A 21,641-nucleotide genomic window follows, 5' to 3' on the forward strand; every position below is an offset into this window, starting at 1 on the left:
TAAGGAATGTCATCAAGAGGTATTCATCTTATGCAGAAAAGGCACCTTTAAGTTGAAGCATAATACATCAAGCACGGAAAAACTGTCGCGCGCCTATGGCTATCCTTATCCGGCGCCGGATCATGATTTCCTGTTTCATGAGGAGGCTGTTTCGCCGCTTGATGGCGCATTCGATCTCGGTGGGCGGCAGCCCGTGATCGCCGTTGGGTCGAACCGGGCACCGGAACAGCTCGCACGGAAATTTGGCGCGGAGCGGGACCGAACAATCCCCGTCACCTGGGCCTGGATGCATGGGTACGATGTCGTCTATTGCGCGCATCTTGCCGGATACGGCTCGGTACCCGCCACGCTCCACGGCAGCCCGGGGACCGAAGTCAGGGTCGCGGTAACCTGGCTGACAGAGGCACAGCTGGAACGGATGCACGAGACCGAGAATGTCGGTGCCAGCTATGTCTACGGAACATTCGATCCGGACGCGATTGAACTGGGCGATGGTCGTCCGGCGGCACGGGCTGGCTGCTATATTACAAAGTGCGGTGCGCTCGCACTGGATGGCGTGCCGGTTGCCTTGGCCGAAATCGAAGCCAGGAACCGGAGATTCAAAAGCCTGCCCCAGGCGGCGAAGCTTGCTCTTCTGCACGGCATGTTCGGCGACCACCCGGAGGAGGCCGCATGGGTCTTGTCTTTGTTGGGAGAGGAGAACGGGCCGCGCCGTGCTTTTTTGACGGAGCGGCTCTCTGAAACGACGGTGCCGTTCGACGATCCCCGCTTCAGCGTGGAGCTGGGTTAGATACGGTGGAGGCGGCCTCGGCCGAACCGGTCAATCTCCACACGGCGGTCTGCCGCATTTCAGAATCCTCGATTTCAAGGGATACCGGTACGTCATAGCGCGCGCAGAGTGCGATCCCGCCTGTCGGCCGATAGGTTCGTCCGGGGTCGCCGAGCAGGACCAATGCACCCGCGTCCGCATGCCGTTGCAGCCACATCAGCATGCGGTCCGCCATGGCGCGCTCATAACAGATATCGCCCGCGAGCACGGTGTCGTAGAGCGGCCCGCCATCTTCCGCCATGGTCGGCTCGTCCAGCATGTCCCGGATCGCGATGGTGAGCCCCGCCTGCAAGCCGTTGGTTTCCGCATTGAGGGCGATTGCCGTTGCAGCGACGGGATCGGTGTCGTTGGCGATGACGGTTGCGGCCGATGCCCAGAGCGCGGCCAGCCCGACCATGCCTGACCCGGCGCCGACATCGAGCACGCGCCTTCCGGCGACGAGCGGGGCGTTATCGATGACATAACGCGCGACGGCCTGTCCGCCGGCCCAGGGAAAGGCCCAATAGGGCGGCGGCAAGCCGTTCTGCTCCAGCTCCGTCTCGGTTGCCAGCCAGAGCGGCGTCGCTTCCGTGGCAAGATGCAGCGTCAGTTCCGGGATCAGGGGCGGGGAGACGGGTTCGGTGTTGCGGAGGATGAAATCCGCTGTGATCAGCTTCGGGCCGGTGGGTATCATCCGGCCAGGATCGCCGCGGTGACGATCCAGCCGAAATATCTGTTGGATTTGAATTTCGTGAGGCAGTCCTTGGGATCGTCGATATCGATGGTGCGGATCTGCCAGAGCAACTGTGCGCCGGCGACGGCGAGGCCGAGATAGAAGAGCCAGCCAAGCCCGATCAGCCAGCCGCTTGCCGCGATACCGGCCAGCGTCAACGGATAGACGGCCCAGAGGAACGGAACGGTCCGTGCGCCGAGGGCCAGGGCGGAGGATTTCACGCCGATCTGGATGTCGTCTTCCTTGTCCTGATGGGCGTAGATCGTGTCGTATCCGAGGGTCCAGACGATGCCCGCGCAATAGAGCACGCTGTTGGCGATGCCGATCCCGTCTGTGACCGCCGCCCACCCCATTAGCGCGCCCCAGTTGAAGGTCAGGCCGAGCACGAATTGCGGCCAGTAGGTAATGCGCTTGAACAGCGGATAGGTGGCGACGAGCACAAGCACCAGAACGCCGAGTATCCAGCAGGTCTGGTTCAGTTGCAGCAGGATCAGCAGCCCGGCGCAGAGCTGCAATACGAGAAACAGGAGAGCTTGCCGGACGGTAAGATCGCCGTTTGCGATCGGCCGTTCCACGGTGCGTGCGACCTGGCTGTCGAAGTCCCGGTCCCAGAGATCGTTGATGGTGCAGCCGGCTCCCCGCATGATCACGGCGCCGACACTGAACAGGATATAAAGCCAGAGAAGATCCAGCGGTGGCAGAGCCTGCTCCGTTGCCTGCCAGCCGAGGGCAAGCCCCCACCAGCAGGGGAGCAATAACAGCCAGGTACCGATAGGACGGTCCAGCCGCATCAGTCGAGCATAGGGCCGGGCGCTCATGGGCAGGAGCCGGTCCACCCAGTCGTTGCGTGCGATATCGCTTGCGGTCATGGTGGCTTCTGCATAAACCGGGCGGCACTCCGGAGCAAGGACCGGGGCGTTAGGATCGGACGGTGCGGCACATCGCCGCCCAAAACACGAGGCCCGATGAGCGAGAAGATCGAAACCCGTCTGTTTGTGAGTGCAGACCTTGCCGCCGACGGCACGGTCGGACTCGAGACCGGGCAGACGCACTATCTGAAGCATGTCCTGCGCCTGGGACCGGGCGCACATGTTGCGCTGTTCAACGGCCGCGATGGCGAATGGACTGCGCGGATAGATGGGATCGGCAAGGGCTGGACCTCGCTTTCGCTGATCGAACAGCGCCGCCCGCAGCGCGAGGAGCCCGATATCTGGCTGGTGTTCGCGCCGATTAAACGGGCTCGCATAGATTTTACCGCGCAGAAGGCGACCGAACTTGGCGCTTCCGTGCTCTGGCCGGTCCTTACCAAGCATACGCAGGTCGAACGGGTGAATACCGATCGCCTGCTGGCCAACGCGACGGAGGCCGCGGAGCAGACCGCGCGGCTGAGTGTCCCGGAAATCCGCCAGCCGATGCGCTTCGACGCGCTGCTCGATGCGTGGCCACAAGACCGGCCGCTGATCGTCTGCGACGAGACTGGCGCCGGAACACCCGTCGTCGATGTGTTGTCGAAGCCGCCTTTCAAGGGGGGAACCCCCTGTGGATTGCTGATAGGACCCGAAGGGGGTTTTGCCGATCATGAACTTGACCGGCTCAGGCAAAGTTCCTTTGTTACACCAGTAAGTCTAGGACCGCGGTTGCTGCGTTCCGACACGGCGGCGCTTGCAGCGTTGGCTTGTTGGCAGGCGGTGGCGGGGGATTGGACCATGGAACGTCCCGACGGACTCGATATCTAAACCCGAACTCGTGCCAAGCGACACACAAGGTCGTCTGATCCCACCGGAGGAAATATGTCCCGTCCCCCAGGCTCCCAGGGCGAGCCCATCGCCAGCAAGGCGCAGCTCGTAGAGGATCTCGAATCCGGCTGCACGCCGCGCGCCGACTGGCGCATCGGCACGGAGCACGAGAAGTTCCCCTTCCGCCTCAGCGACCACAAGCGTCTGCCCTATTTCGGCAAGGATGGCATCGGCGCCATTCTGAACGGGCTGGTGGACAAGTTTGGCTGGGAGCCCATCCATGAGGGTGAGAATGTCATCGCGCTGACGCAGGGTGGCTGTGCCATCACGCTGGAGCCGGGCGGACAGTTCGAGCTGTCCGGTGCTCCGCTGGAGACCCTGCATCAGACCTGCGACGAGGTGCATACGCATCTGGCGCAGATCAAGGAGGTCAATGGCGAGCTCGGCGTCGGCATGCTGGGCGCGGGGTTTGATCCGACCTCGACGCGCGCCGATATCGAGTTTATGCCCAAGGGCCGCTACGTGGTCATGAGCGCTCACATGCAGAAGGTCGGCACCCTCGGCCTCGACATGATGAAGCGGACCTGTACCGTGCAGGGAAACTACGATTTCGAGAGCGAAGCGGACATGGTGCAGAAGTTCCGCATCAGTGTCGCGTTGCAGCCCGTCGCCACGGCCCTGTTCGCCAACTCGCCCTTCACGGAAGGCAAGCCGAACGGTTTCAAGAGCTACCGCTCCCATGTCTGGACCGACACGGACCCGGATCGTTGCGGCATGTTGCCCTTCGTCTTCGAGGACGGCTTCGGGTTCGAGCGCTATGTCGACTACATGCTCGATGTGCCGATGTATTTCCTCTATCGGGATGGCGACTATCAGGACGTCGCCGGCAAGAGCTTCCGCGACTTCATGGCGGGCAAGCTTGAGGGATATGAGGGCCAGAACGCCTTCATGGGCGACTGGACCGATCACATGACGACCAGTTTCCCGGAAGTCCGGCTGAAGAAATATATCGAGATGCGGGGCGCCGATACTGGTCCGTGGCGCAATATCTGTGCGTTGCCGGCACTCTGGACCGGTATCCTTTATGACAGCGATTCCCAGCAGGCGGCGGCCGATATGATCGCCGACTGGACCGTGGAGGAAATGTCGGCGTTGCGGGACGCGGTGCCGAAGCACGGCTTGCAGACCCCGTTCCGGGACGGCACCGTGCAGGATCTTGCCAAGCGGATGATCGAGATTTCCCGGCACGGCCTGAAGCGCCGGGCCTTCATTGACGCGGCGGGGAACGACGAGAGCGGTTTCCTGAACTGGCTGCAGGATGTCGCCGAGTCCGGCAAAACCTCGGCGGACCGTTTGCTCGACCTTTATCATGGTGACTGGAACGGCTCGGTCGATCCGATCTTCGAGTTCCAGCGCTACTAGAAAGGGCAGGTCCGGTTAACGCGGCCTGCATTTGCGGGCCGCGGCCCCGGAGGGGATTTCATGACCGGATTACCGGACGACCGGGCCGCGACTGGGCGTGGTATCGCCTTGATGATTGCCGGGATCTTCGTGGTCTCGGTGATGGATGCCCTGATCAAGTGGCTTACGGCCTCGTATCCGAGCATCCAGATTGTGATGCTGCGCTCACTGTTCGGCCTGATACCGCTCTTTGTTATTGTTTTCTTTTGGGGTGGCATTGCGGCTCTGCGGACGTCGCGGCCGGGCATTCAGTTGCTGCGTGCGGCTTTCGGAGCCAGCGCCATGGTCGGGTTTTTCCATGCGCTTTCCGTTCTCGGACTTGCCGAGACGGTAACTCTCGCATTCTCTTCGCCACTCTTCGTCACGCTGCTCTCGATGCTGGTTTTGGGAGAGCGCGTCGGACCGAGGCGGCTGTCCGCAACGATTGTCGGTTTCGTCGGTGTGGTGATCGTGGTCAGGCCTGGCGCCGAAATCTTCAAGTTTGATGCCTTGATTCCGATCGCAGCCTCGTTTTGCTTTGCCATGACCATGTTGCTCGCGCGGCGCATGTCCTCGACAGAGACCAGCGTCTCCATGACGTTTTATACGACCCTCGCCGGTCTCGTGGTCGGGACTGCTGGTACGCTCTGGGCTTCCGGAACGCCATCCGGCTGGACAGAGCCGTTGCCTGCCGATTGGGGATTGTTCCTGCTGTTGGGGTTGCTTGGCGGGGTCGGCCAGTTTCTTGTGACGTCCTCTTTCCGGCATGCGGAGGCGGCGGTCATCGCTCCCTTCGAATATACCGCGCTGATCTGGGCCACACTGTTTGGATTGGCGCTTTGGAATGAGATTCCGGATCGCATGACACTGCTTGGCGGCGCCATCGTGATCAGCGCTGGGCTCTATATCGGCTACCGGGAAACCCGCCTGGGTAAAAAGACAAAAGGCCCCGGCGCGATGCCGGAGCCTTTTCCATGAAGATGTAACGCCCAGTCGATCTAGGCCTTGATTTTAGTCAGGAACCCGTCGATCTCGGAACGGAGCCGGCCTGTATCCTGGCTAAGCTTTTCTGACGCCGAGAGCATCAGCTGGGCGGCTTCGCCGCTTCGGGTACTTTCATCATTGAGGATGCTCATGCCTTGCGAAGCATTGATGCTGCGCTCGCTGGCCATGGCGACCTGATTTGAGATCTCGTTCGTCGCGGCGACCTGTTCCTCGATAGCGGCGGCAATGCCGGCCGATATTTCATCCACCTTCGCCACGGTACTGACGATGGTGGAGATCGCGTCCACCGCCTGATTGGATTCCTGCTGGATCGCCTGGATCTGGGCGGAAATCGTCTCGGTCGCCTCGGCCGTCTGGGAGGCGAGGTTCTTCACCTCAGTGGCAACGACGGCAAAGCCCTTGCCCGCTTCGCCCGCCCGGGCCGCCTCGATGGTGGCGTTCAGCGCCAGAAGGTTCGTCTGCTCGGCAATATCGGTGATCAGCTTCAGGAACTCGGAGATCTTCTCGATCGCCTTGGCGAGACCGGAAACGGATTCGTTGGTCTGGTTCGCCTGATCCACTGCTTGTTTCGTGACTGCGCTGGACTCTGCGACCCTTTGGCCGATTTCCGAGAAGGAACTGGCCAGCTCGCCCGCAACCTCGGCGGCCATGCGCACATTGTCGGCGGCGGACGCGGTATTTTCGTTCGCGGATTGCGACTGTGTGATCAGCGCGTTTGCGACCGAATTCATGTCCCCCGCATTTGCGGTCAACTCCGACGTGGTGCTGGAGACGGTCATGGCAATCGAGCCGACTGACTGTGAGAAGGAATCGGCGAGATCTGCCATTTCCTTGGCCTTCTGGTCCGCCATCAGACGGTCCTGCTCCATCCGCTCCTGGCTGAGGCGTTCCGATTCCGCCTTGGCTGCTTCGGCTTCACGCACTGCTGCATCGGATGTGGTGAAGGCCTTGGCGACAGTTATTGCAAGCCAGCCGACAATCACGGCCTCGACGATGACGATCACCGCGTGAACGAGAACTCGCCCGAAATCCGCACCTTCGGGGAAAATCCACGCGGGGAAGGTGAAGTTCAGGCCGATGTGATGCACTGCGACGGCCGCCGTTGCCGCAATCACCGCCCGGATATCGCAAAGCGTGGTCAGGATCGCCAAGCATGCGAAGTAGTACATATGGACGTCGATCTGCCAGGGATGACCTTCGAACTGGAGCACGATCAGGGAGACCATGACCATGATCCCGACGGCCAGAAGCATGCGCGTCGAAGCCTGGTGGCGCGCTTTCCAGGCTGCCGCGCCGCAAATTGCGGCTGTCGCCAGGGCGCCGATAGCCGGGGCAATCAAATGCGTGCCCAGCAGCAGCCCGAAGGCGACGACCAGCAGAACGTGGGCGGCAATGAAAAGGGCCATGAACTTGACGGCCCGTGCGCGAATTAACTCGAGCGCATTCATTCTCAGGTCTCCTTTTGGAATAATCGTCGCGCTGCGTCGGTGACGCCGGCGCAGCCGAAGAGGCCGGCGGGGGCAACCACGGCCCAGGCTCCGGCATGTTTCAGTCGCTGGACATCGTCAGGTGTTTCCAGTCTGACGAGTGCGACGGAGTCGATGCCGCCATGGCGCAGCATCCGTCCGCCCGCGGTCGAGACCGCGCCAAGAATTTCCGTCTTGTTGAGCCAGGGAGGGAAGATTGCCGCGACGGCCTGACCCGGCGCGACCGGGGCCGTCAGCATCAAGCCGGCAATAAAGAAAGTGCTGCACAACAACAATGCTGCTGCGCCCAGCGTGTCCCGCACATTCAGCTCCTGTTGGTATTTTCTTGCCCTTCGTTGGGGCAATTAACTTTTAGGAGCTCAATTAGTAGGGGTAATAACCCTAAATTTTAATTAATTAATGCATTGGAACCATGGGTTCGTTCCTACATGGCGGTGCCACCAATGGTAACGCCTGTCATCTTCAGGGTCGGCTGGCCGACACCGACGGGAACGCCCTGTCCGCTCTTGCCGCAAGTGCCGATACCCTCGTCGAGCGCGAGATCGTTGCCGATCATGGTGATCCGGCCCATGGCGTCCGGACCGTTGCCGATCAGGGTTGCACCCTTTACCGGAGCGCCGAGTTTGCCGTTTTCGATGAGATAGGCCTCGCTGGCCGAGAACACGAACTTGCCGGACGTGATGTCGACCTGGCCGCCGGCGAAATTAACCGCGTAGAGGCCGTTCTTGACGGAGGCGAGAATCTCGCCCGGGTCCTTGTCGCCCGCTTCCATGAACGTGTTGGTCATGCGCGGCATGGGGGCGTGGGCGAAGCTCTGGCGGCGGCCGTTTCCGGTTGGCTCCATACCCATCAGCCGGGCATTCTGGCGATCCTGCATGTAGCCGACGAGGATGCCGTCCTCGATCAGAACGTTGCGCCGGCTGCGGGTGCCTTCATCGTCGATGCTGATAGAGCCGCGGCGGTCATGCATGGTTCCGTCATCGACGACAGTCACGCCCTTAGCGGCAACCTGCTGGCCGATCATACCGGAGAAGGTCGAGGTTTTCTTGCGGTTGAAGTCTCCTTCAAGGCCATGTCCGACGGCCTCGTGCAGCATGACACCGGGCCAGCCGTTGCCGAGAACCACTTCCATCTCTCCGGCGGGGGCGGCGACTGACGCGAGGTTGACTTCGGCGATGCGGAAGGCTTCGTCGACCTGGGCCTTCCAGTTTTCCGGCGTCATGTACTGGTCATAGGTGACGCGGCCTCCGGCGCCGGAGCTGCCGGTCTCCATACGATCGCCATCGGCGAGCACGACGGAAATATTGAGCCGGACCAACGGGCGGATATCGGCAACGCGATGACCGCCAGCGCGCACGATCTGCACGGCCTGCCACGAGCCAGCCAGCGATGCACTCACCTGTTTGACACGGGGATCCCTTGCCCGGGCATAGGCATCGATTTCCTTCAGCAGGTCGACCTTGTCGCCGAAGGCGGTCAGGGCCAGCGGGTTGTCGTCCGTATATAGAGTCGCGTTGCTTGCGGCGGGTGGAGCGGCCAGCGTGCCGCCATAGCCTCTGCTCACGGCGGATACAGTCTCGGCAGCGCGCCTGATCGCATCTTCAGAGATGTCCGACGCATGGGCATAACCGTGCGCCTCGCCGGCGATGGACCGGAGGCCGAAGCCCTGGGTCGAGTCGAAGGCTGCGTTTTTCAGGCGGCCATCATCGAAGGCGAGGCTCTCACTCTGGCGGTATTCAAGGAACAGTTCACCATCGTCGGCGCCGTGCAGCGCATCGTCGACGACCTGACCGACCCGCGCGAGATCAAGGCCGCCGCGCTGGAAGAAGATTTCGTCGGTCTTGCTGAGATCGCCCATAGCGTCTGCTCCTTATGGACCCGTCCAAATGCCGGGCCGGCGGTTTGTTCGATATCTATCCGATAGCATATGGTTCGGATGGTCACAAAGTCACGGCGCTGGAACCCGTGACTTTGTGACCATCTTCAATGGCATGAGGGCGCGTCACTTCGTCGCGGATCATCAACGATACAATCAAAATTGGTCGAATTGTCTTCCCGCAATGAGTCGGAAAGTGTATTTCGATAGCCTTGTGAAGGGCTGCGCCTAGCGCTAAAAACAGCCCCGCGTACTAAGAAACTTGGAGAGAGCGGAGATCATGAGGCTTTTCAACCGGGCAATCTCCAGCCTCGCGTATATCGCGGCGCTGCCCTTTTTGTTGATCGCCGGGCTCGCATTGCCGGCCGGCGCCCAGGAAACCCGCCAGCCCGAGCCTTATCAATTGGGGCTGCAGGACCCGGTGTCGCCCGTTGGCGTCCGGATCGGCGAATTCCACGATTTTCTGCTGTGGGTGATTTTCGCCACCGGTATCTTCGTCTTCCTGCTTCTGGTGTATGTGTGCATTCGGTATCGCGCGTCTGCGAACCCGAACCCGTCACGCACCTCGCACAACACACTGATCGAAATTCTCTGGACTGCCGTTCCGGTTATTATCCTTGTGGTGATCGCGGTCCCGTCCTTCAAGAACCTCTACTATCTTGATCGGGCGGTCGATCCGGACATGACGATTACGGTCACCGGTAACCAGTGGTACTGGAACTACCAGTATCCGGATGAGGAAATCGCTTTCGACAGCTACATGCTGGAGGGCGAGGATCTCGCGAAGGTGAACGGCATCCGTATGCTCGATGTCGACAATCCCCTTGTTGTTCCGACCGGCAAGAAGATTCAGGTCCTGGTGACCAGCAACGACGTTTTCCACTCGTTCTTCGTGCCATCCGCCGTTGTCCAGGTTTACGCGGTCGGCGGTCGTACCAACGAGACGTGGATGCAGTTCGACAAGGAAGGCACTTTCTACGGTCAGTGCAACCAGATCTGCGGTCCCCGGCACGCCTACATGCCGATCGTCGTGAAGGCGGTCTCGGAAGAGGCGTATAAGGAATGGCTGGACGAAGCCAAGGAACGCTTTGCAATGAGCGATGACGCGCCGGTCCGCGTTGCGCTCAGCACCAACTAAAACAATCACGCTATTGGGAGAGACCGATATGAGTGCCGCTCACGCTCACGCTGATGATCATGGGGCGCCGACGGGTATCCGGCGCTGGTTGTATTCGACCAACCATAAAGACATCGGCACGATGTACCTGATCTTCTCGGTGATCGCCGGGTTGATCGGCGGAGCCATGTCCATCTACATGCGGATGGAACTTCAGGACCCCGGTGTCCAGTACATGGAGAACGGTCAGGTCTGGAACGTGTTCACCACGGCCCACGGTCTGATCATGGTGTTCTTCGTGGTCATGCCGGGTCTGATCGGCGGTTTCGGCAACTGGTTCGTGCCGCTGATGATCGGCGCGCCGGACATGGCCTTCCCGCGGATGAACAACATCAGCTTCTGGCTTCTGATTCCTGCCTTCCTGCTGCTGTTCCTGTCGGTTTTCGCCGACGGTGGCGCGGGTGTCGGCTGGACCATCTATCCGCCGATGTCGAGCAAGCTCGGAACGCCTGGTCCCTCCATGGACATGGCGATCCTGTCGCTGCACCTTGCCGGTGCCTCCTCGATCCTCGGTGCCAGTAACTTCATCACCACGATCTTCAACATGCGCGCTCCGGGCATGACGCTGCACAAGATGCCGCTGTTTGTCTGGTCCATGCTGATCACCGCGTTCCTGCTGCTGCTGGCGCTTCCGGTTCTGGCCGGTGCCATCACCATGCTGCTGACGGACCGTAACTTCGGTACGGCCTTCTTCGATCCGTCCGGCGGTGGTGACCCGATCCTGTTCCTGCACCTGTTCTGGTTCTTCGGGCATCCGGAAGTCTACATCATGATCCTGCCGGCCTTCGGCATCGTCAGCCATGTGGTGTCGACCTTCTCCCGCAAGCCGATCTTCGGCTATCTGGGCATGGCCTACGCGATGCTTTCGATCGGTTTTGTCGGGTTCATCGTCTGGGCGCACCACATGTACACAGTGGGGCTGGATGTTGATACGAGGGCCTACTTTACCGCGGCGACCATGGTCATCGCGGTGCCGACGGGCGTGAAGATTTTCTCCTGGATCGCGACCATGTGGGGCGGCTCGATCTCCTTCCGTGTTCCGATGATCTGGGCGATCGGCTTCATCTTCCTCTTCACCGTCGGCGGTGTGACCGGTGTCGTGCTCGCCAATGCCGGTGTCGATGTGGTGCTGCACAACACCTATTACGTCATTGCCCACTTCCACTATGTGCTGTCGCTCGGTGCGGTCTTTGCCATCTTCTGCGGGTTCTATTACTGGTTCCCAAAAATGACTGGCTATCACTACAGCGGCTTCCTTGCCCGTCTGCACTTCTGGCTGATGTTCATCGGCGCCAACGTGACCTTCTTCCCGATGCATTTCCTCGGGCTGGCAGGTATGCCGCGCCGTTACATCGACTATCCGGATGCCTTGCACGGCTGGAATACTGTGGCTTCCTACGGCGCCTACATGGGCGGTCTGGCGACCATCGTTTTCCTGATCGTCGTGATCGAGGCCTTCATCACGAAGCGCAAGGCGGATGCCAACCCGTGGGGCGAAAGCGCGGACACTCTGGAGTGGACCGTGTCCTCTCCGCCGCCGTTCCATACATTCGACGAGCTGCCGCGGATCAAATGATCCGCGGCGCCTCGGCGGGGTTATGAAGACGGACCGGAGCAAGAAAGGTTCCTTGCGTGTCTGATACTTCCATCGAAATAAAGGCGGCGGCACCGACCGCCGCTTCCGCGTCTCAGGCGATCAGGGATTACCTGTCGCTGCTGAAGCCGCGCGTGATGTCGCTGGTTGTCTTCACCGGATTTGCAGGACTGTACCTGGCTCCGGGCGAACTCAACACGGGCCTTGCGGCCATCGCGGTGCTCTGCATCGCGATCGGAGCCGGAGCCTCCGGTGCCATCAACATGTGGTATGACCGCGATATCGACGCGGTGATGACCCGTACGCGCGGTCGCCCGATCCCGGCTGGTAAAGTCGGGGCGGACGAGGCGCTTGCCTTCGGCGTTATCCTGTCCGGTATGTCGGTCATGGTCATGGGGCTGGCGACCAACTGGGTCGCGGCGGCATTGCTGGCTGCGACCATCGGGTTCTATGTCTTTATCTACACCATGTGGCTGAAGCGGCGGACGCCGCAGAACATCGTCATCGGCGGTGCTTCCGGCGCCTTGCCTCCGGTGATCGGCTGGGCCGCGGTGACAGGCGATGTGACGGCGCTGCCGCTGGTGATGTTCCTGATGATCTTCATGTGGACCCCGCCGCATTTCTGGGCGCTGTCGCTTTATCGCTCCGGCGATTACGAGGCGGCGGGCGTGCCGATGCTGCCGGTTGTCTCCGGCCGGCGGGAAACCCAGAAGCAGATCCTGATCTATACCCTGCTGCTGGTGCCGGTCACATTGCTCCCGGTGGCGTTCGAGACAGTCGGCCTGCTGACATACGGACTGCCCGCGGCAGCTTTCGGGCTGGTGTTCCTGCTCTCCGCCTGGCGGGTGTTCCGGGATGCCAGCGAGAAGAATTGCCGGCGCCTGTTCGGCTATTCGATCCTCTATCTGTTTGTTCTCTTTACGCTGCTGATCATCGATCAGGCGGCGGGAGTGTAAGGCGATGAGCGAAGAGCAAAAGCCGAATACACGAGAAGAACTCTACGCCCGCAAGCGCGGCAAGAACCTCGCGATTCTTGCCTGTATCGTGGTCGCGGCCCTTCTATTCTATGCCATCACCATCCTGAGGATGGGGAGCTGAGGCATGCAGAAGTCTCCACGGCAGCAACGCAATAATGCGCGCATCGCCCTGCTTCTGGCAGGTGTCGTGGTTTGCATGGTGGGTGTCTCGTTCGCCTCCGTCCCGCTTTACGATCTGTTTTGCCGGGTAACCGGTTTCGGCGGGACGACGCAGGTCGCGGATCAGGACGCCACCGAGATCCTCGATCGCAAGGTGATGGTCCGTTTCAACGCCAGTGTGCAGCCGGATCTGAACTGGCGCTTCAAGCCGGTGCAGAAAGCCATCGAGACACGCGTCGGAGAGACCCAGCTCGCGTTCTACGAAGCGGTCAACCTCGGTGACGAGCCGATCGTCGGCACGGCGGTGTTCAATGTGTCGCCTGACAAGGCAGGACTGTATTTCGACAAGATCGACTGTTTTTGCTTCACCGAACAGGTCCTGAAGCCGGGTGAGCGAGCCGATATGCCGGTCTCGTTCTATATCGACCCGGAGATGGACAAGGACGTGAAGATGGACGGGGTGACGACGATCACCCTCTCCTACACATTCTACAAGGCCCAGGATCAATCCGCGGCGAAAGCCGTCCGGGAGCAGGCAAATGCCGGGACTCGCGTACCAGCGGATATCAAGGGATAATCGAGGAGAGTAAGGCGCGACAAGCGCCGGACTGAAGGGGAAAGATAATGAGCGGACATCCACAACATTCCTTCCATCTGGTCGAGCCGAGCCCGTGGCCCTTTGTCGGGGCCATGTCCGGCTTCATCGCTGCTGTCGGCGGCATCATGTACATGCATGAGATGGCATTCGGCGGTTACATCCTGATCGCAGGACTGTTGGCTATCCTCGGGACCATGTTCTTCTGGTGGCGCGACATCATCCGCGAAGCCGAATTCCAGGGGCACCACAATCATGTGGTCCAGCTGGGTATGCGCTACGGCATGATCCTGTTCATCGCCTCCGAAGTGATGTTCTTCGCGGCGTTCTTCTGGGCGTTCTTCGACAGTGCCCTTTATCCGGATACCGGTGTTTGGCCGCCGGCGGATATTGTGCCCTTCAGTGCCTGGGACTTGCCGCTGATCAACACCATGATTCTGCTGCTGTCAGGTTGTACGGTGACCTGGGCGCATCACGCGCTGATCGAGAATAAGCGGGATCAGTTCCAGCTCGGTCTTGGACTGACAGTGCTGCTTGGTGTTCTGTTTACCGCTCTGCAGGCTTACGAGTACAGCCACGCCGCCTTCGGTTTCACGGACGGCATCTATGCCTCGACCTTCTACCTGGCGACCGGCTTCCACGGCTTCCACGTCATCATCGGCACCACCTTCCTCGGTGTCTGCTGGTTCCGTGGCCGGGCCGGCCACTTCAAGCCGGACCACCATTTCGGCTTCGAGGCGGCTGCCTGGTACTGGCACTTCGTTGACGTCGTCTGGCTGTTCCTGTTCGTCTGCGTCTATTGGTGGGGCGGCTGATCCAGCAAAGACGGGGATAGCGGAGGAGCTACTGTGAGCGAGCCTTATTATCCTCAGTTGTCGCCGTTCTCGACCGGGCTGGCCTGCCGATGTCCGCGCTGCGGCAAGGGCAGCCTGTTCGAGGGATTCCTGACCGTACGGGAGACCTGTTCGAACTGCGGTCTCGATCTGAAGAATGAAGACAGCGGCGATGGTCCGGCTGTCTTCATTATTTTCGTCTTGGGCGGCACCATTGTGCCTATCGCCCTCTGGTTCGAAACACTGTTCGCACCGCCGCTATGGGTTCATGCCGTGCTCTGGAGTGTGGTGGTTCTGGGCGGCACGATCGCGCTCTTGCGGCCTTTGAAGGCTTTCACGATCGCTCTGCAATACAAACACAAGACGCCGAACCGTCCCCCCGGCACTTAGGCAAGGCTGCTAGCCCGGAGCTCCTCCTCAGGACTGGGCAAAATACCGTCCACGGCCTATGGTCCGGTCCGGCCCCGATGGCCCCGGTTTGCGTGCAACGTCTGGAAAAAAAGAATGTTCGGCAATCGCAGGTTCCGTCCCACTTTCTGGGCAACCTTCTTCACGATCATTTCCGTGGCCTTCATGCTGAGCCTCAGCTACTGGCAGCTGGAACGGCTTGCTTGGAAGAGCAATCTTATCGACCAGTTCGAGAGCCGGGTCGAGGCGCCGCCGGTGGCCCTCCCCGACAGCATCGATGCCATCGAGAACTGGCGCTACAAGCGGGTCCGGCTTGAAGGCACCTATCTGCATGACAAGGAACTGCTGGTCACCGGCAAGCCCTTCAAGGGCAATGCCGGTTTCCACCTGATCACGCCGATGAAACTTGTGGATGGCCGCACCGTGCTGGTGAACAGGGGCTGGATCCAGCTCAAGAGGCACGGGCCTGTCGATACCGCCCCCATGCATGTCGAAGGCGTGCAGACGGTCGACGGCCTGATCCGGCAGGATCGGCTGAAAGGCTACTTCGTGCCCGATAACGAGCCGGATAACGAGGTCTGGCTCTATGTCGATACGTCGGAGATGGCGGCGGACAGAGACCTTGGCCCGGTGCTGCCCTATTATGTGGACAGGCTGCGCGATGCAGGCCCGCTGAATATGCCGATCGGTGCCGAAAGCAAGATCCATGTCCGGAACGAGCATCTGAGCTATGCCGCCACCTGGGCCTTGCTCGCGCTGACCCTCATCGTCATCTATGTGATCTATCACCTGAAACCCGAAGACGAGGCGGAGCCCGGCCGTGACTGACAGCGCTTACGCAGCCCTTGAGAAACGTTTCAAACGATACTCCGCTATCTCCGGAGCGAGCGGGGTTCTCGGCTGGGATCAGGAAACCATGATGCCGTCGGGCGGCGCGGAAGCGCGTGCCGAGCAACTGGCGACGCTCGATGTGCTGCAGCATGAATTGCTGGCGACCGACGCTGTCTCCGACGAGCTCTCGCGGGCGGAAGACGACAGCGCCGCGCTGACCCCGATGCAGCAGGCCAATCTGCGCGAGATGCGCCGGGTTCATACCAACGAAACGGTGGCGCCGGCCGATCTGGTGGAAGCCCGGTCGAGGGCTACATCCGCCTGTGTCGTCGCCTGGCGAGATGCCCGGGCGAAGGACGATTTCTCCGCCGTCGCGGGCAAGCTCGCCACGGTGCTTGAGCTGACCCGGGAGTACGGGGCGATCAAGGCCGAAAAACTCGGCTGCGGTCTCTACGATGCACTGATCGACAGCTATGAGCCGGGCGGCACCATGGCCTGGATTGATCCGGTCTTCGCCAGGTTGAAGTCCGAGCTGCCGGGATTGATGGAAAACATTCTGGAGCATCAGGCCGCCGGACCGGCGCCGATCAGCCCCGAAGGACCGTTCCCCGCTGCGAAGCAGAAGGAACTCGGCGCGCGCGTGATGAGCGCGCTCGGTTTCGATTTTGCGCATGGCCGACTAGATGAGAGCGCACATCCCTTCACCGGCGGTATTCCGGACGATGTCCGCATCACGACACGCTATTCCGAGGATGATTTCAGCCGCGCCCTGATGGGGGTAATCCACGAGACCGGGCATGCGCTCTATGAGCGTGGCCTGCCTGTGGACTGGCGCAACCAGCCCGTGGGGTCTTCACGGGGCATGGTGATGCATGAGAGCCAGTCCCTGCTGATGGAAATGCAGGCCTGCCGCTCGCCCGCCTTCTACCGGTTCCTGGCGCCGCTTGCCATCGAGGTGCTCGGCACGGGCGGCATCGCCATGACGCCGGAGAATCTGAACCTGCTTGGCCACAGGGTGGCGCGGGGGCTGATCCGGGTCGATGCGGATGAGGTGACCTATCCGCTGCATGTCATGCTGCGCTACGACCTTGAGAAGGCGTTGCTGTCCGGCGATCTGCCGTTGAAGGACCTTCCCGGTGCCTGGCGCGACGGCATGAAGGCATCACTCGGTGTGGCGCCGGAAGACGACCGGGACGGCTGCCTGCAGGATATCCACTGGTATCACGGCTCGTTCGGCTATTTCCCGACCTACACGTTGGGCGCCCTCGCGGCGGCCCAGCTGTTCAAAGCGGTCCATGAGGCCCTGCCGGATCTCGATGACCGTATCGCCGCAGGCGATTTCTCAAGCTTGCTGGCCTGGCTTGTCGAGAATGTGCATTCGGTCGGTAGCGCGAAGGAGACGAACGAGATCATCAGCGCGGCGACCGGTGCGCCGCTCTCGGCCGATGCGTTCCTCAGTCACCTGGATGAACGTTACCTCTGATCGGCATTGTTGCCCGGCAGAGATTCACTCGGCCGGTTGCTGGCCGAGTTCGCTGTGGTTCTTTTCCATCACCGCATGCCGCGCGCCGGCGGACATCCGGCCATAGAGCCTCGCGATCGTCTTGCTGCCGGTTCGGGTGCAGAGGAACGGGAACAGGCCGTGCACCATGCAGGCGAGGCCGCCAAGCATCATCGCGCCACCGGTCGAGGTAGCGAACCCGAAATGCTGCCAATAGCTCTCGCCGACCGATTGTGGATGGCTGGTAAAGATTTTGAAGATCATGGCGGCGCCCCGGAGTGAATGTGGAAGACGCATTCATTCTGGCCCGGAATCGCGGCAAAAAGTTTGCTATTTTCCTCAAGCATCGCCTCTATGTTAGAATAATATTCTAATATAAGCGGGTTATGCGGAATGAAGATCGACGAGACGGACCGGCGTATCCTCGCCCTGTTGCAGGAGAACGCGGATCTCTCCGTGGCGGAGATCGGCACCCGTGTCGGTCTCTCTTCGACACCCTGCTGGCGCCGTATCCAGAATCTCGAAAAGCAGGGTGTGATCCGCAAAAAGGTAGCCCTGCTGGATCGCCGCGCGGTCGACGTGCCACTGACCGTTTTCGTCATGATCCGCACCAGCCAGCATAATGACAGCTGGCTGGAGAAATTCGCCAAGGGGGTCTCCGAGATCCCGGAAGTTCTCGAATTCTATCGCATGAGCGGAACCGTCGATTATCTGCTCCGGATCGTCGTCCCGAGTGTCGAGACCTATGACGCCGTCTATAAACGCCTGATCTCGATCGCAGATCTGGCGGAAGTCAGCTCCAGCTTCGCGATGGAGGAGATCAAGTATACGACGGCGCTGCCCCTTGGTTATGCGGGCTAGGAGCGTCGCTCCCGCAGCGCGTCGGCGAGCCGGGTGACCAGATCGTCGAGATCAGTGCCCATGGTCCGGTTCTCGACCACTTCCTTGCCGAGCGGGGTGCTTTCGACGAAGCGGTAGACATCAGCCACACCCTCGAAGGTCTTCGGCGTCAGGCCCGCATCGCCATAGGTCTTGGCGATCTCCTCCATCTCGCCGACCCAGCGATAGGCTTTCGGCGGCATGCCCGGCAGAGAGCCGGCCATGCTTTGCAGCAGGGGGCCGAGGGCGCCGCTCATCTCGGCCTTCAGGGCGGGTCCGACCCCTTCCAGCTCTGCCGTCACGAAACTCTGGATGGCGAGGGCCTGCACGCCTTTTGTCATGGTTGCGAAGCACATCTTCAGGGCGGAAGCGGCACCGATTTCAGCGCCGAGCGGGCGGATGTCGAGGGCGGGGCACAGGGCCGTGACAACATCCGCGCCGGGGCCGCTCAGATAGATGCGCGGGCTTGGGCGTCCTGGGTAAGGCGGGCCGCCGATAATGCCGCCATCGAGGAAGCCGATACCGGCCGCTTCCGCTGTTGCCTGAAGCTGCCGGGCCGTGGAGGGCGCGACGGCATTCAGGTCGGCGATCAACGCCTTTGGTTTCGCGCCAAGCGATCCCGCCGCTTTTGCCATGCGGCTGATGAAGCCCGCCGCCTGATCGGGCGGCATGATGGAGAAGATGACGTCGCAGTCGGTGAGCAAAGCGGCGTCGGAGCCGAGATCCTCGATCCCTGCTTTTCTCGCAAGGGAACGGCTGCGTTCCGAGCGGCCTTCGAGGTTGGTGACGACCCGGATTCCGGCCTCGCCGAGCCGCTGGCCGATGGCGTGGCCCATGTCACCGGGCGTCATGATTCCGACAGTTTCGATGGCCATGGAGAGCATCCCGGTTTGCGTCCTTTTCCGACAGAGCCGGTATTGTTGCAAGAACCCAGCGCCACCGCTAGGTTGCGTCCTTTCGAACGGCGAAAAAGAGACGGCGGACGTGCGCTATATCAGCACCCGGGGCAAGGCCCCTGAACTCGGTTTCGAAGACGTACTCCTGACGGGCCTCGCCCGCGACGGCGGACTCTATGTCCCGAAGACATGGCCGACCCTTACCCCGGCGGACCTGAAACGGCTCGCCGGACTGTCCTATGCCGAGACCGCGTTCGAGGTCTGCCGCCTGTTCACCGGCGACGCCTTCGACGACGCGACGCTGAAGGGCATCATGGACGAGGTCTATGGCAGCTTCGAGCACAGCGCCGTGGCGCCGCTGAAGCAGCTCGACGGCAATCTCTGGATGATGGAGCTGTTCCACGGCCCGACGCTGGCCTTCAAGGACTATGCGATGCAGGTCCTCGGTCGGATGTTCGATCATGTCCTGACCAAGCGCGGCGAGAAGGTGACCATCGTCGGCGCCACCTCGGGCGATACCGGCTCGGCCGCTATCGAGGCGTTCCGTGACAGTGCCAATGCCGAGATCTTCATCTTCTTCCCGAAGGGCCGGGTCTCTCCGGTACAGCAGCACCAGATGACGACGGTCGATGCGCCGAATGTGCATGCCATCGCGCTGGAAGGCACCTTCGACGATTGCCAGGACATGGTGAAGGCGCTGTTCAACGACATCGCTTTCCGGGACAAACATAACCTTTCCGGCGTGAACTCGATCAACTGGGCCCGCATCCTGCCGCAGGTGGTCTATTACGTGACCTCGGCGCTCAGCATCGGCGCCACGGCGGAGCGGCCTGTCTCCTTCGTCGTGCCGACCGGCAATTTCGGCAATATCTTCGCCGCCTATGCCGCCAAGCAGATGGGCCTGCCGATCGACCGCATGGTGGTGGCGACGAACCAGAACGACATCCTCTCCCGCTTCCTCGCTTCCGGCGAGATGAAGCTTGAAGGCGTGCAGCCCTCGATCAGCCCGAGCATGGATATCCAGGTTTCCAGCAATTTCGAGCGTTACCTGTTCGATCTGTTCGACCGGGACGGCACCGCTGTGACCGAGGCGCTCTCCAGCTTCCGGGAAACCGGCCATTTCTCGGTCTCCCAGGGCATGCTGGATCGCGCCCGGGGCGAATTCGACGGCTTCCGCACCGACGAGGCCGGGACCAAAGCAACCATCAAGGCGGTCTATGAGGAGACGGGCGAGATCACCGATCCGCATTCCGCGGTTTCCCTCGGCGCGGCTCGTCAGGCCCGCGAAAGCGGTGCCATCGGGACCGACATGCCGATGATCTCGCTTGCCTGCGCCCACCCGGCGAAATTCCCGGACGCAGTCGAGTCCGCCATCGGCCAGCGCCCGGCGCTGCCGCCTCGATTGGCCGACCTGCTTGAGCGTGAAGAGCGCATGACTGTGCTCGCTAATGAATACGGGACTGTCAGCACCCATATAGCAGGCATCGTTGCGACCAAGGAGAACGCTGCATGAGCGGCGACATGAACGGAATCAAGATCACCGAACTCGCCAACGGCGCCCGCGTCGTGACCGACAAGATGGCCAGCGTGGAGAGCGTTTCGCTCGGCGCGTGGCTGAATGTCGGCACCCGGCACGAGGTCGCGGCCGAGAACGGTGTGGCGCATCTGCTGGAGCACATGGTGTTCAAGGGCACCAAGCGCCGCTCGGCACTTCAGATTGCCGAGGAGGTTGAGGCGGTCGGCGGGCACATGAATGCCTATACGGCGCGGGAGCAGACCGCGTACTACGCCAAAGTGCTTAAGGAAGACGTGTCGCTGGGCGTCGATGTTATCGCGGACATTCTGGTGAACTCGACCTTCGACGAGCAGGAACTGAGCCGCGAGCGTTCCGTGATCATCCAGGAAATCGGCCAGGCGGCGGATACGCCGGACGATATCGTCTTCGATTATTTTCAGGAAACCGCCTATCCGGAGCAGGCCATGGGCCGCCCGGTGCTGGGCCGTTCCGAAATCGTCCAAGAGATGAGCCGGGACGGTATCATGGCCTTCATCAACGAGAATTACGCAGGTGACAGTCTGGTCTTTTCCGCCGCTGGCGCCGTCGATCACGATGCGGTGGTGGCCGAGGTCGAGCGCGGCTTCGGTACGCTCGGCGCACAGACGGCCGCAAAGACAGAGCAGGCGGAATACAAGGGCGGCGAGATCCGGGTCGAGAAGGATCTGGAACAGCTTCATTTGCTCCTCGGCTTCGAGGGTACGGGCTTCCACGATCCCGATTTCTACGCCCAGCAAGTCCTCTCCATGCTGTTCGGCGGCGGCATGTCGTCGCGCCTGTTCCAGGAAGTGCGGGAGAAGCGTGGGCTGGTCTATTCGGTCTATTCCTTCAGTGCGGCTTATAACGATGGCGGCATGTTCTCGGTCTACGCCGGAACCGGCGAGAAAGAATCGGTCGAACTGATGCCGGTGGTTTGCGACGAGTTGCTTGATGTCGCCGCGAACGTTACCGAGGAAGAAGTCGAGCGGGCCCGCACCCAGCTCCGCTCCGGTCTGCTGATGAGCCGGGAGAGCACCTCGAACCGGTGCGAGCAACTGGCCCAGCACATGCTGGTCTACGGCCGCCCGGTGCCGGTGCCCGAACTTGTTGCCAAGGTCGACGCGGTCGATCCGGCGGCGATCCGCCGCGTGGCGGAGCGGTTGCTCAAGAGC

Annotated in this window: 23 protein-coding genes; 16 read left to right on the forward strand and 7 right to left on the reverse strand. The window is 61.3% G+C overall.

What is annotated here, in order from left to right:
* Positions 1–52 precede the first annotated feature (52 nt).
* Positions 53–790 carry a hypothetical protein gene (locus IG629_RS17665; protein WP_193173249.1) on the forward strand — a complete coding sequence of 246 codons (738 nt, stop codon included), beginning with the start codon at positions 53–55 and terminating at the stop codon, positions 788–790.
* Here the strand turns inward: IG629_RS17665 and IG629_RS17670 are convergent.
* A complete protein-coding gene (locus IG629_RS17670; protein ID WP_193173250.1) occupies positions 771–1,502 on the reverse strand; it encodes a class I SAM-dependent methyltransferase in 732 nt (243 codons plus the stop codon). The genes IG629_RS17665 and IG629_RS17670 overlap by 20 nt on opposite strands.
* On the reverse strand, positions 1,499–2,410 hold the full coding sequence (ubiA, locus tag IG629_RS17675; RefSeq protein ID WP_193173251.1) for a 4-hydroxybenzoate octaprenyltransferase: 912 nt from the start codon (positions 2,408–2,410) through the stop codon (positions 1,499–1,501). The genes IG629_RS17670 and ubiA overlap by 4 nt, the downstream gene beginning before the upstream one ends.
* Positions 2,411–2,506: 96 nt before the next feature.
* On the opposite strand from ubiA, the gene IG629_RS17680 reads away from it, so the two are divergent.
* From IG629_RS17680 to IG629_RS17690, 3 genes are read left to right on the forward strand one after another with little or no spacing between them, the layout of a single operon-like run.
* Entirely contained in the window at positions 2,507–3,277 is a 771-nt protein-coding gene (locus tag IG629_RS17680) for a 16S rRNA (uracil(1498)-N(3))-methyltransferase (RefSeq protein ID WP_193173252.1), read from the forward strand.
* 54 nt (positions 3,278–3,331) lie between these two features.
* Positions 3,332–4,699, forward strand: coding sequence for a glutamate--cysteine ligase (locus IG629_RS17685; protein WP_193173253.1), 1,368 nt, complete (start codon positions 3,332–3,334; stop codon positions 4,697–4,699).
* Positions 4,700–4,759: 60 nt separating this feature from the next.
* The gene (locus IG629_RS17690) at positions 4,760–5,695 is read left to right on the forward strand and encodes a DMT family transporter (protein WP_036555264.1); all 936 of its coding nucleotides are present in this window, start codon (positions 4,760–4,762) and stop codon (positions 5,693–5,695) included.
* A 20-nt stretch (positions 5,696–5,715) separates the two neighbouring features.
* On the opposite strand, the gene IG629_RS17695 is transcribed toward IG629_RS17690, so the two are convergent.
* From IG629_RS17695 to tldD, 3 genes are all read right to left on the reverse strand, one after another.
* Complete coding sequence (locus tag IG629_RS17695) at positions 5,716–7,170, reverse strand: methyl-accepting chemotaxis protein (protein ID WP_193173254.1); 1,455 nt, start codon at positions 7,168–7,170, stop codon at positions 5,716–5,718.
* Between the two features lie 2 nt (positions 7,171–7,172).
* Complete coding sequence (locus IG629_RS17700) at positions 7,173–7,511, reverse strand: hypothetical protein (RefSeq protein ID WP_193173255.1); 339 nt, start codon at positions 7,509–7,511, stop codon at positions 7,173–7,175.
* 122 nt (positions 7,512–7,633) lie between these two features.
* Positions 7,634–9,067 carry a metalloprotease TldD gene (tldD, locus tag IG629_RS17705; RefSeq protein ID WP_193173256.1) on the reverse strand — a complete coding sequence of 478 codons (1,434 nt, stop codon included), beginning with the start codon at positions 9,065–9,067 and terminating at the stop codon, positions 7,634–7,636.
* A 298-nt stretch (positions 9,068–9,365) separates the two neighbouring features.
* Between tldD and coxB the strand changes: the two genes are divergently transcribed.
* The 9 genes from coxB to IG629_RS17750 all read left to right on the forward strand — a co-directional run bounded on the left by coxB (position 9,366) and on the right by IG629_RS17750 (position 17,142).
* The gene (gene coxB, locus IG629_RS17710; RefSeq protein ID WP_193173257.1) at positions 9,366–10,223 is read left to right on the forward strand and encodes a cytochrome c oxidase subunit II; all 858 of its coding nucleotides are present in this window, start codon (positions 9,366–9,368) and stop codon (positions 10,221–10,223) included.
* 28 nt (positions 10,224–10,251) lie between these two features.
* Complete coding sequence (ctaD, locus tag IG629_RS17715) at positions 10,252–11,838, forward strand: cytochrome c oxidase subunit I (RefSeq protein ID WP_028467526.1); 1,587 nt, start codon at positions 10,252–10,254, stop codon at positions 11,836–11,838.
* A 56-nt stretch (positions 11,839–11,894) separates the two neighbouring features.
* The gene (locus IG629_RS17720) at positions 11,895–12,812 is read left to right on the forward strand and encodes a heme o synthase (protein ID WP_193173258.1); all 918 of its coding nucleotides are present in this window, start codon (positions 11,895–11,897) and stop codon (positions 12,810–12,812) included.
* Positions 12,813–12,816: 4 nt separating this feature from the next.
* Complete coding sequence (locus tag IG629_RS17725; RefSeq protein ID WP_193173259.1) at positions 12,817–12,954, forward strand: hypothetical protein; 138 nt, start codon at positions 12,817–12,819, stop codon at positions 12,952–12,954.
* A gap of 3 nt (positions 12,955–12,957) precedes the next feature.
* A complete protein-coding gene (locus IG629_RS17730; RefSeq protein ID WP_193173260.1) occupies positions 12,958–13,569 on the forward strand; it encodes a cytochrome c oxidase assembly protein in 612 nt (203 codons plus the stop codon).
* A 47-nt stretch (positions 13,570–13,616) separates the two neighbouring features.
* Positions 13,617–14,402, forward strand: a complete 786-nt coding sequence (locus IG629_RS17735; protein ID WP_193173261.1) for a cytochrome c oxidase subunit 3 — start codon at positions 13,617–13,619, stop codon at positions 14,400–14,402.
* 33 nt (positions 14,403–14,435) lie between these two features.
* The gene (locus IG629_RS17740; RefSeq protein ID WP_193173262.1) at positions 14,436–14,810 is read left to right on the forward strand and encodes a DUF983 domain-containing protein; all 375 of its coding nucleotides are present in this window, start codon (positions 14,436–14,438) and stop codon (positions 14,808–14,810) included.
* Positions 14,811–14,924: 114 nt separating this feature from the next.
* On the forward strand, positions 14,925–15,656 hold the full coding sequence (locus IG629_RS17745) for an SURF1 family protein (protein ID WP_193173263.1): 732 nt from the start codon (positions 14,925–14,927) through the stop codon (positions 15,654–15,656).
* Complete coding sequence (locus IG629_RS17750; protein ID WP_193173264.1) at positions 15,649–17,142, forward strand: carboxypeptidase M32; 1,494 nt, start codon at positions 15,649–15,651, stop codon at positions 17,140–17,142. Before IG629_RS17745 ends, IG629_RS17750 begins: the two co-directional genes overlap by 8 nt.
* 24 nt (positions 17,143–17,166) lie before the next feature.
* Here the strand turns inward: IG629_RS17750 and IG629_RS17755 are convergent, their stop codons facing one another.
* Positions 17,167–17,424, reverse strand: a complete 258-nt coding sequence (locus IG629_RS17755) for a DUF6356 family protein (RefSeq protein WP_193173265.1) — start codon at positions 17,422–17,424, stop codon at positions 17,167–17,169.
* A 129-nt stretch (positions 17,425–17,553) separates the two neighbouring features.
* On the opposite strand from IG629_RS17755, the gene IG629_RS17760 reads away from it, so the two are divergent.
* Positions 17,554–18,021, forward strand: coding sequence for an Lrp/AsnC family transcriptional regulator (locus IG629_RS17760; RefSeq protein WP_226886897.1), 468 nt, complete (start codon positions 17,554–17,556; stop codon positions 18,019–18,021).
* Here the strand turns inward: IG629_RS17760 and IG629_RS17765 are convergent.
* Positions 18,018–18,914, reverse strand: coding sequence for an NAD(P)-dependent oxidoreductase (locus tag IG629_RS17765; RefSeq protein ID WP_193173266.1), 897 nt, complete (start codon positions 18,912–18,914; stop codon positions 18,018–18,020). The genes IG629_RS17760 and IG629_RS17765 overlap by 4 nt on opposite strands.
* A gap of 109 nt (positions 18,915–19,023) precedes the next feature.
* Here IG629_RS17765 and thrC point away from each other — a divergent pair, with 109 nt between their 5' ends.
* Both thrC and IG629_RS17775 read left to right on the forward strand, forming a co-directional pair.
* Positions 19,024–20,448: a threonine synthase gene (thrC, locus tag IG629_RS17770; RefSeq protein ID WP_193173267.1), complete on the forward strand. Its 1,425-nt coding sequence runs from the start codon at positions 19,024–19,026 to the stop codon at positions 20,446–20,448.
* Positions 20,445–21,641, forward strand: a 1,197-nt coding sequence (locus tag IG629_RS17775; protein WP_226886898.1) for a M16 family metallopeptidase, incomplete at its 3' end; no start/stop codon positions are given. The genes thrC and IG629_RS17775, both read left to right, overlap by 4 nt.

The organism is Nisaea nitritireducens, from assembly GCF_014904795.1.
In the GTDB taxonomy this organism is placed as follows: Bacteria; Pseudomonadota; Alphaproteobacteria; order Thalassobaculales; family Thalassobaculaceae; genus Nisaea; species Nisaea nitritireducens.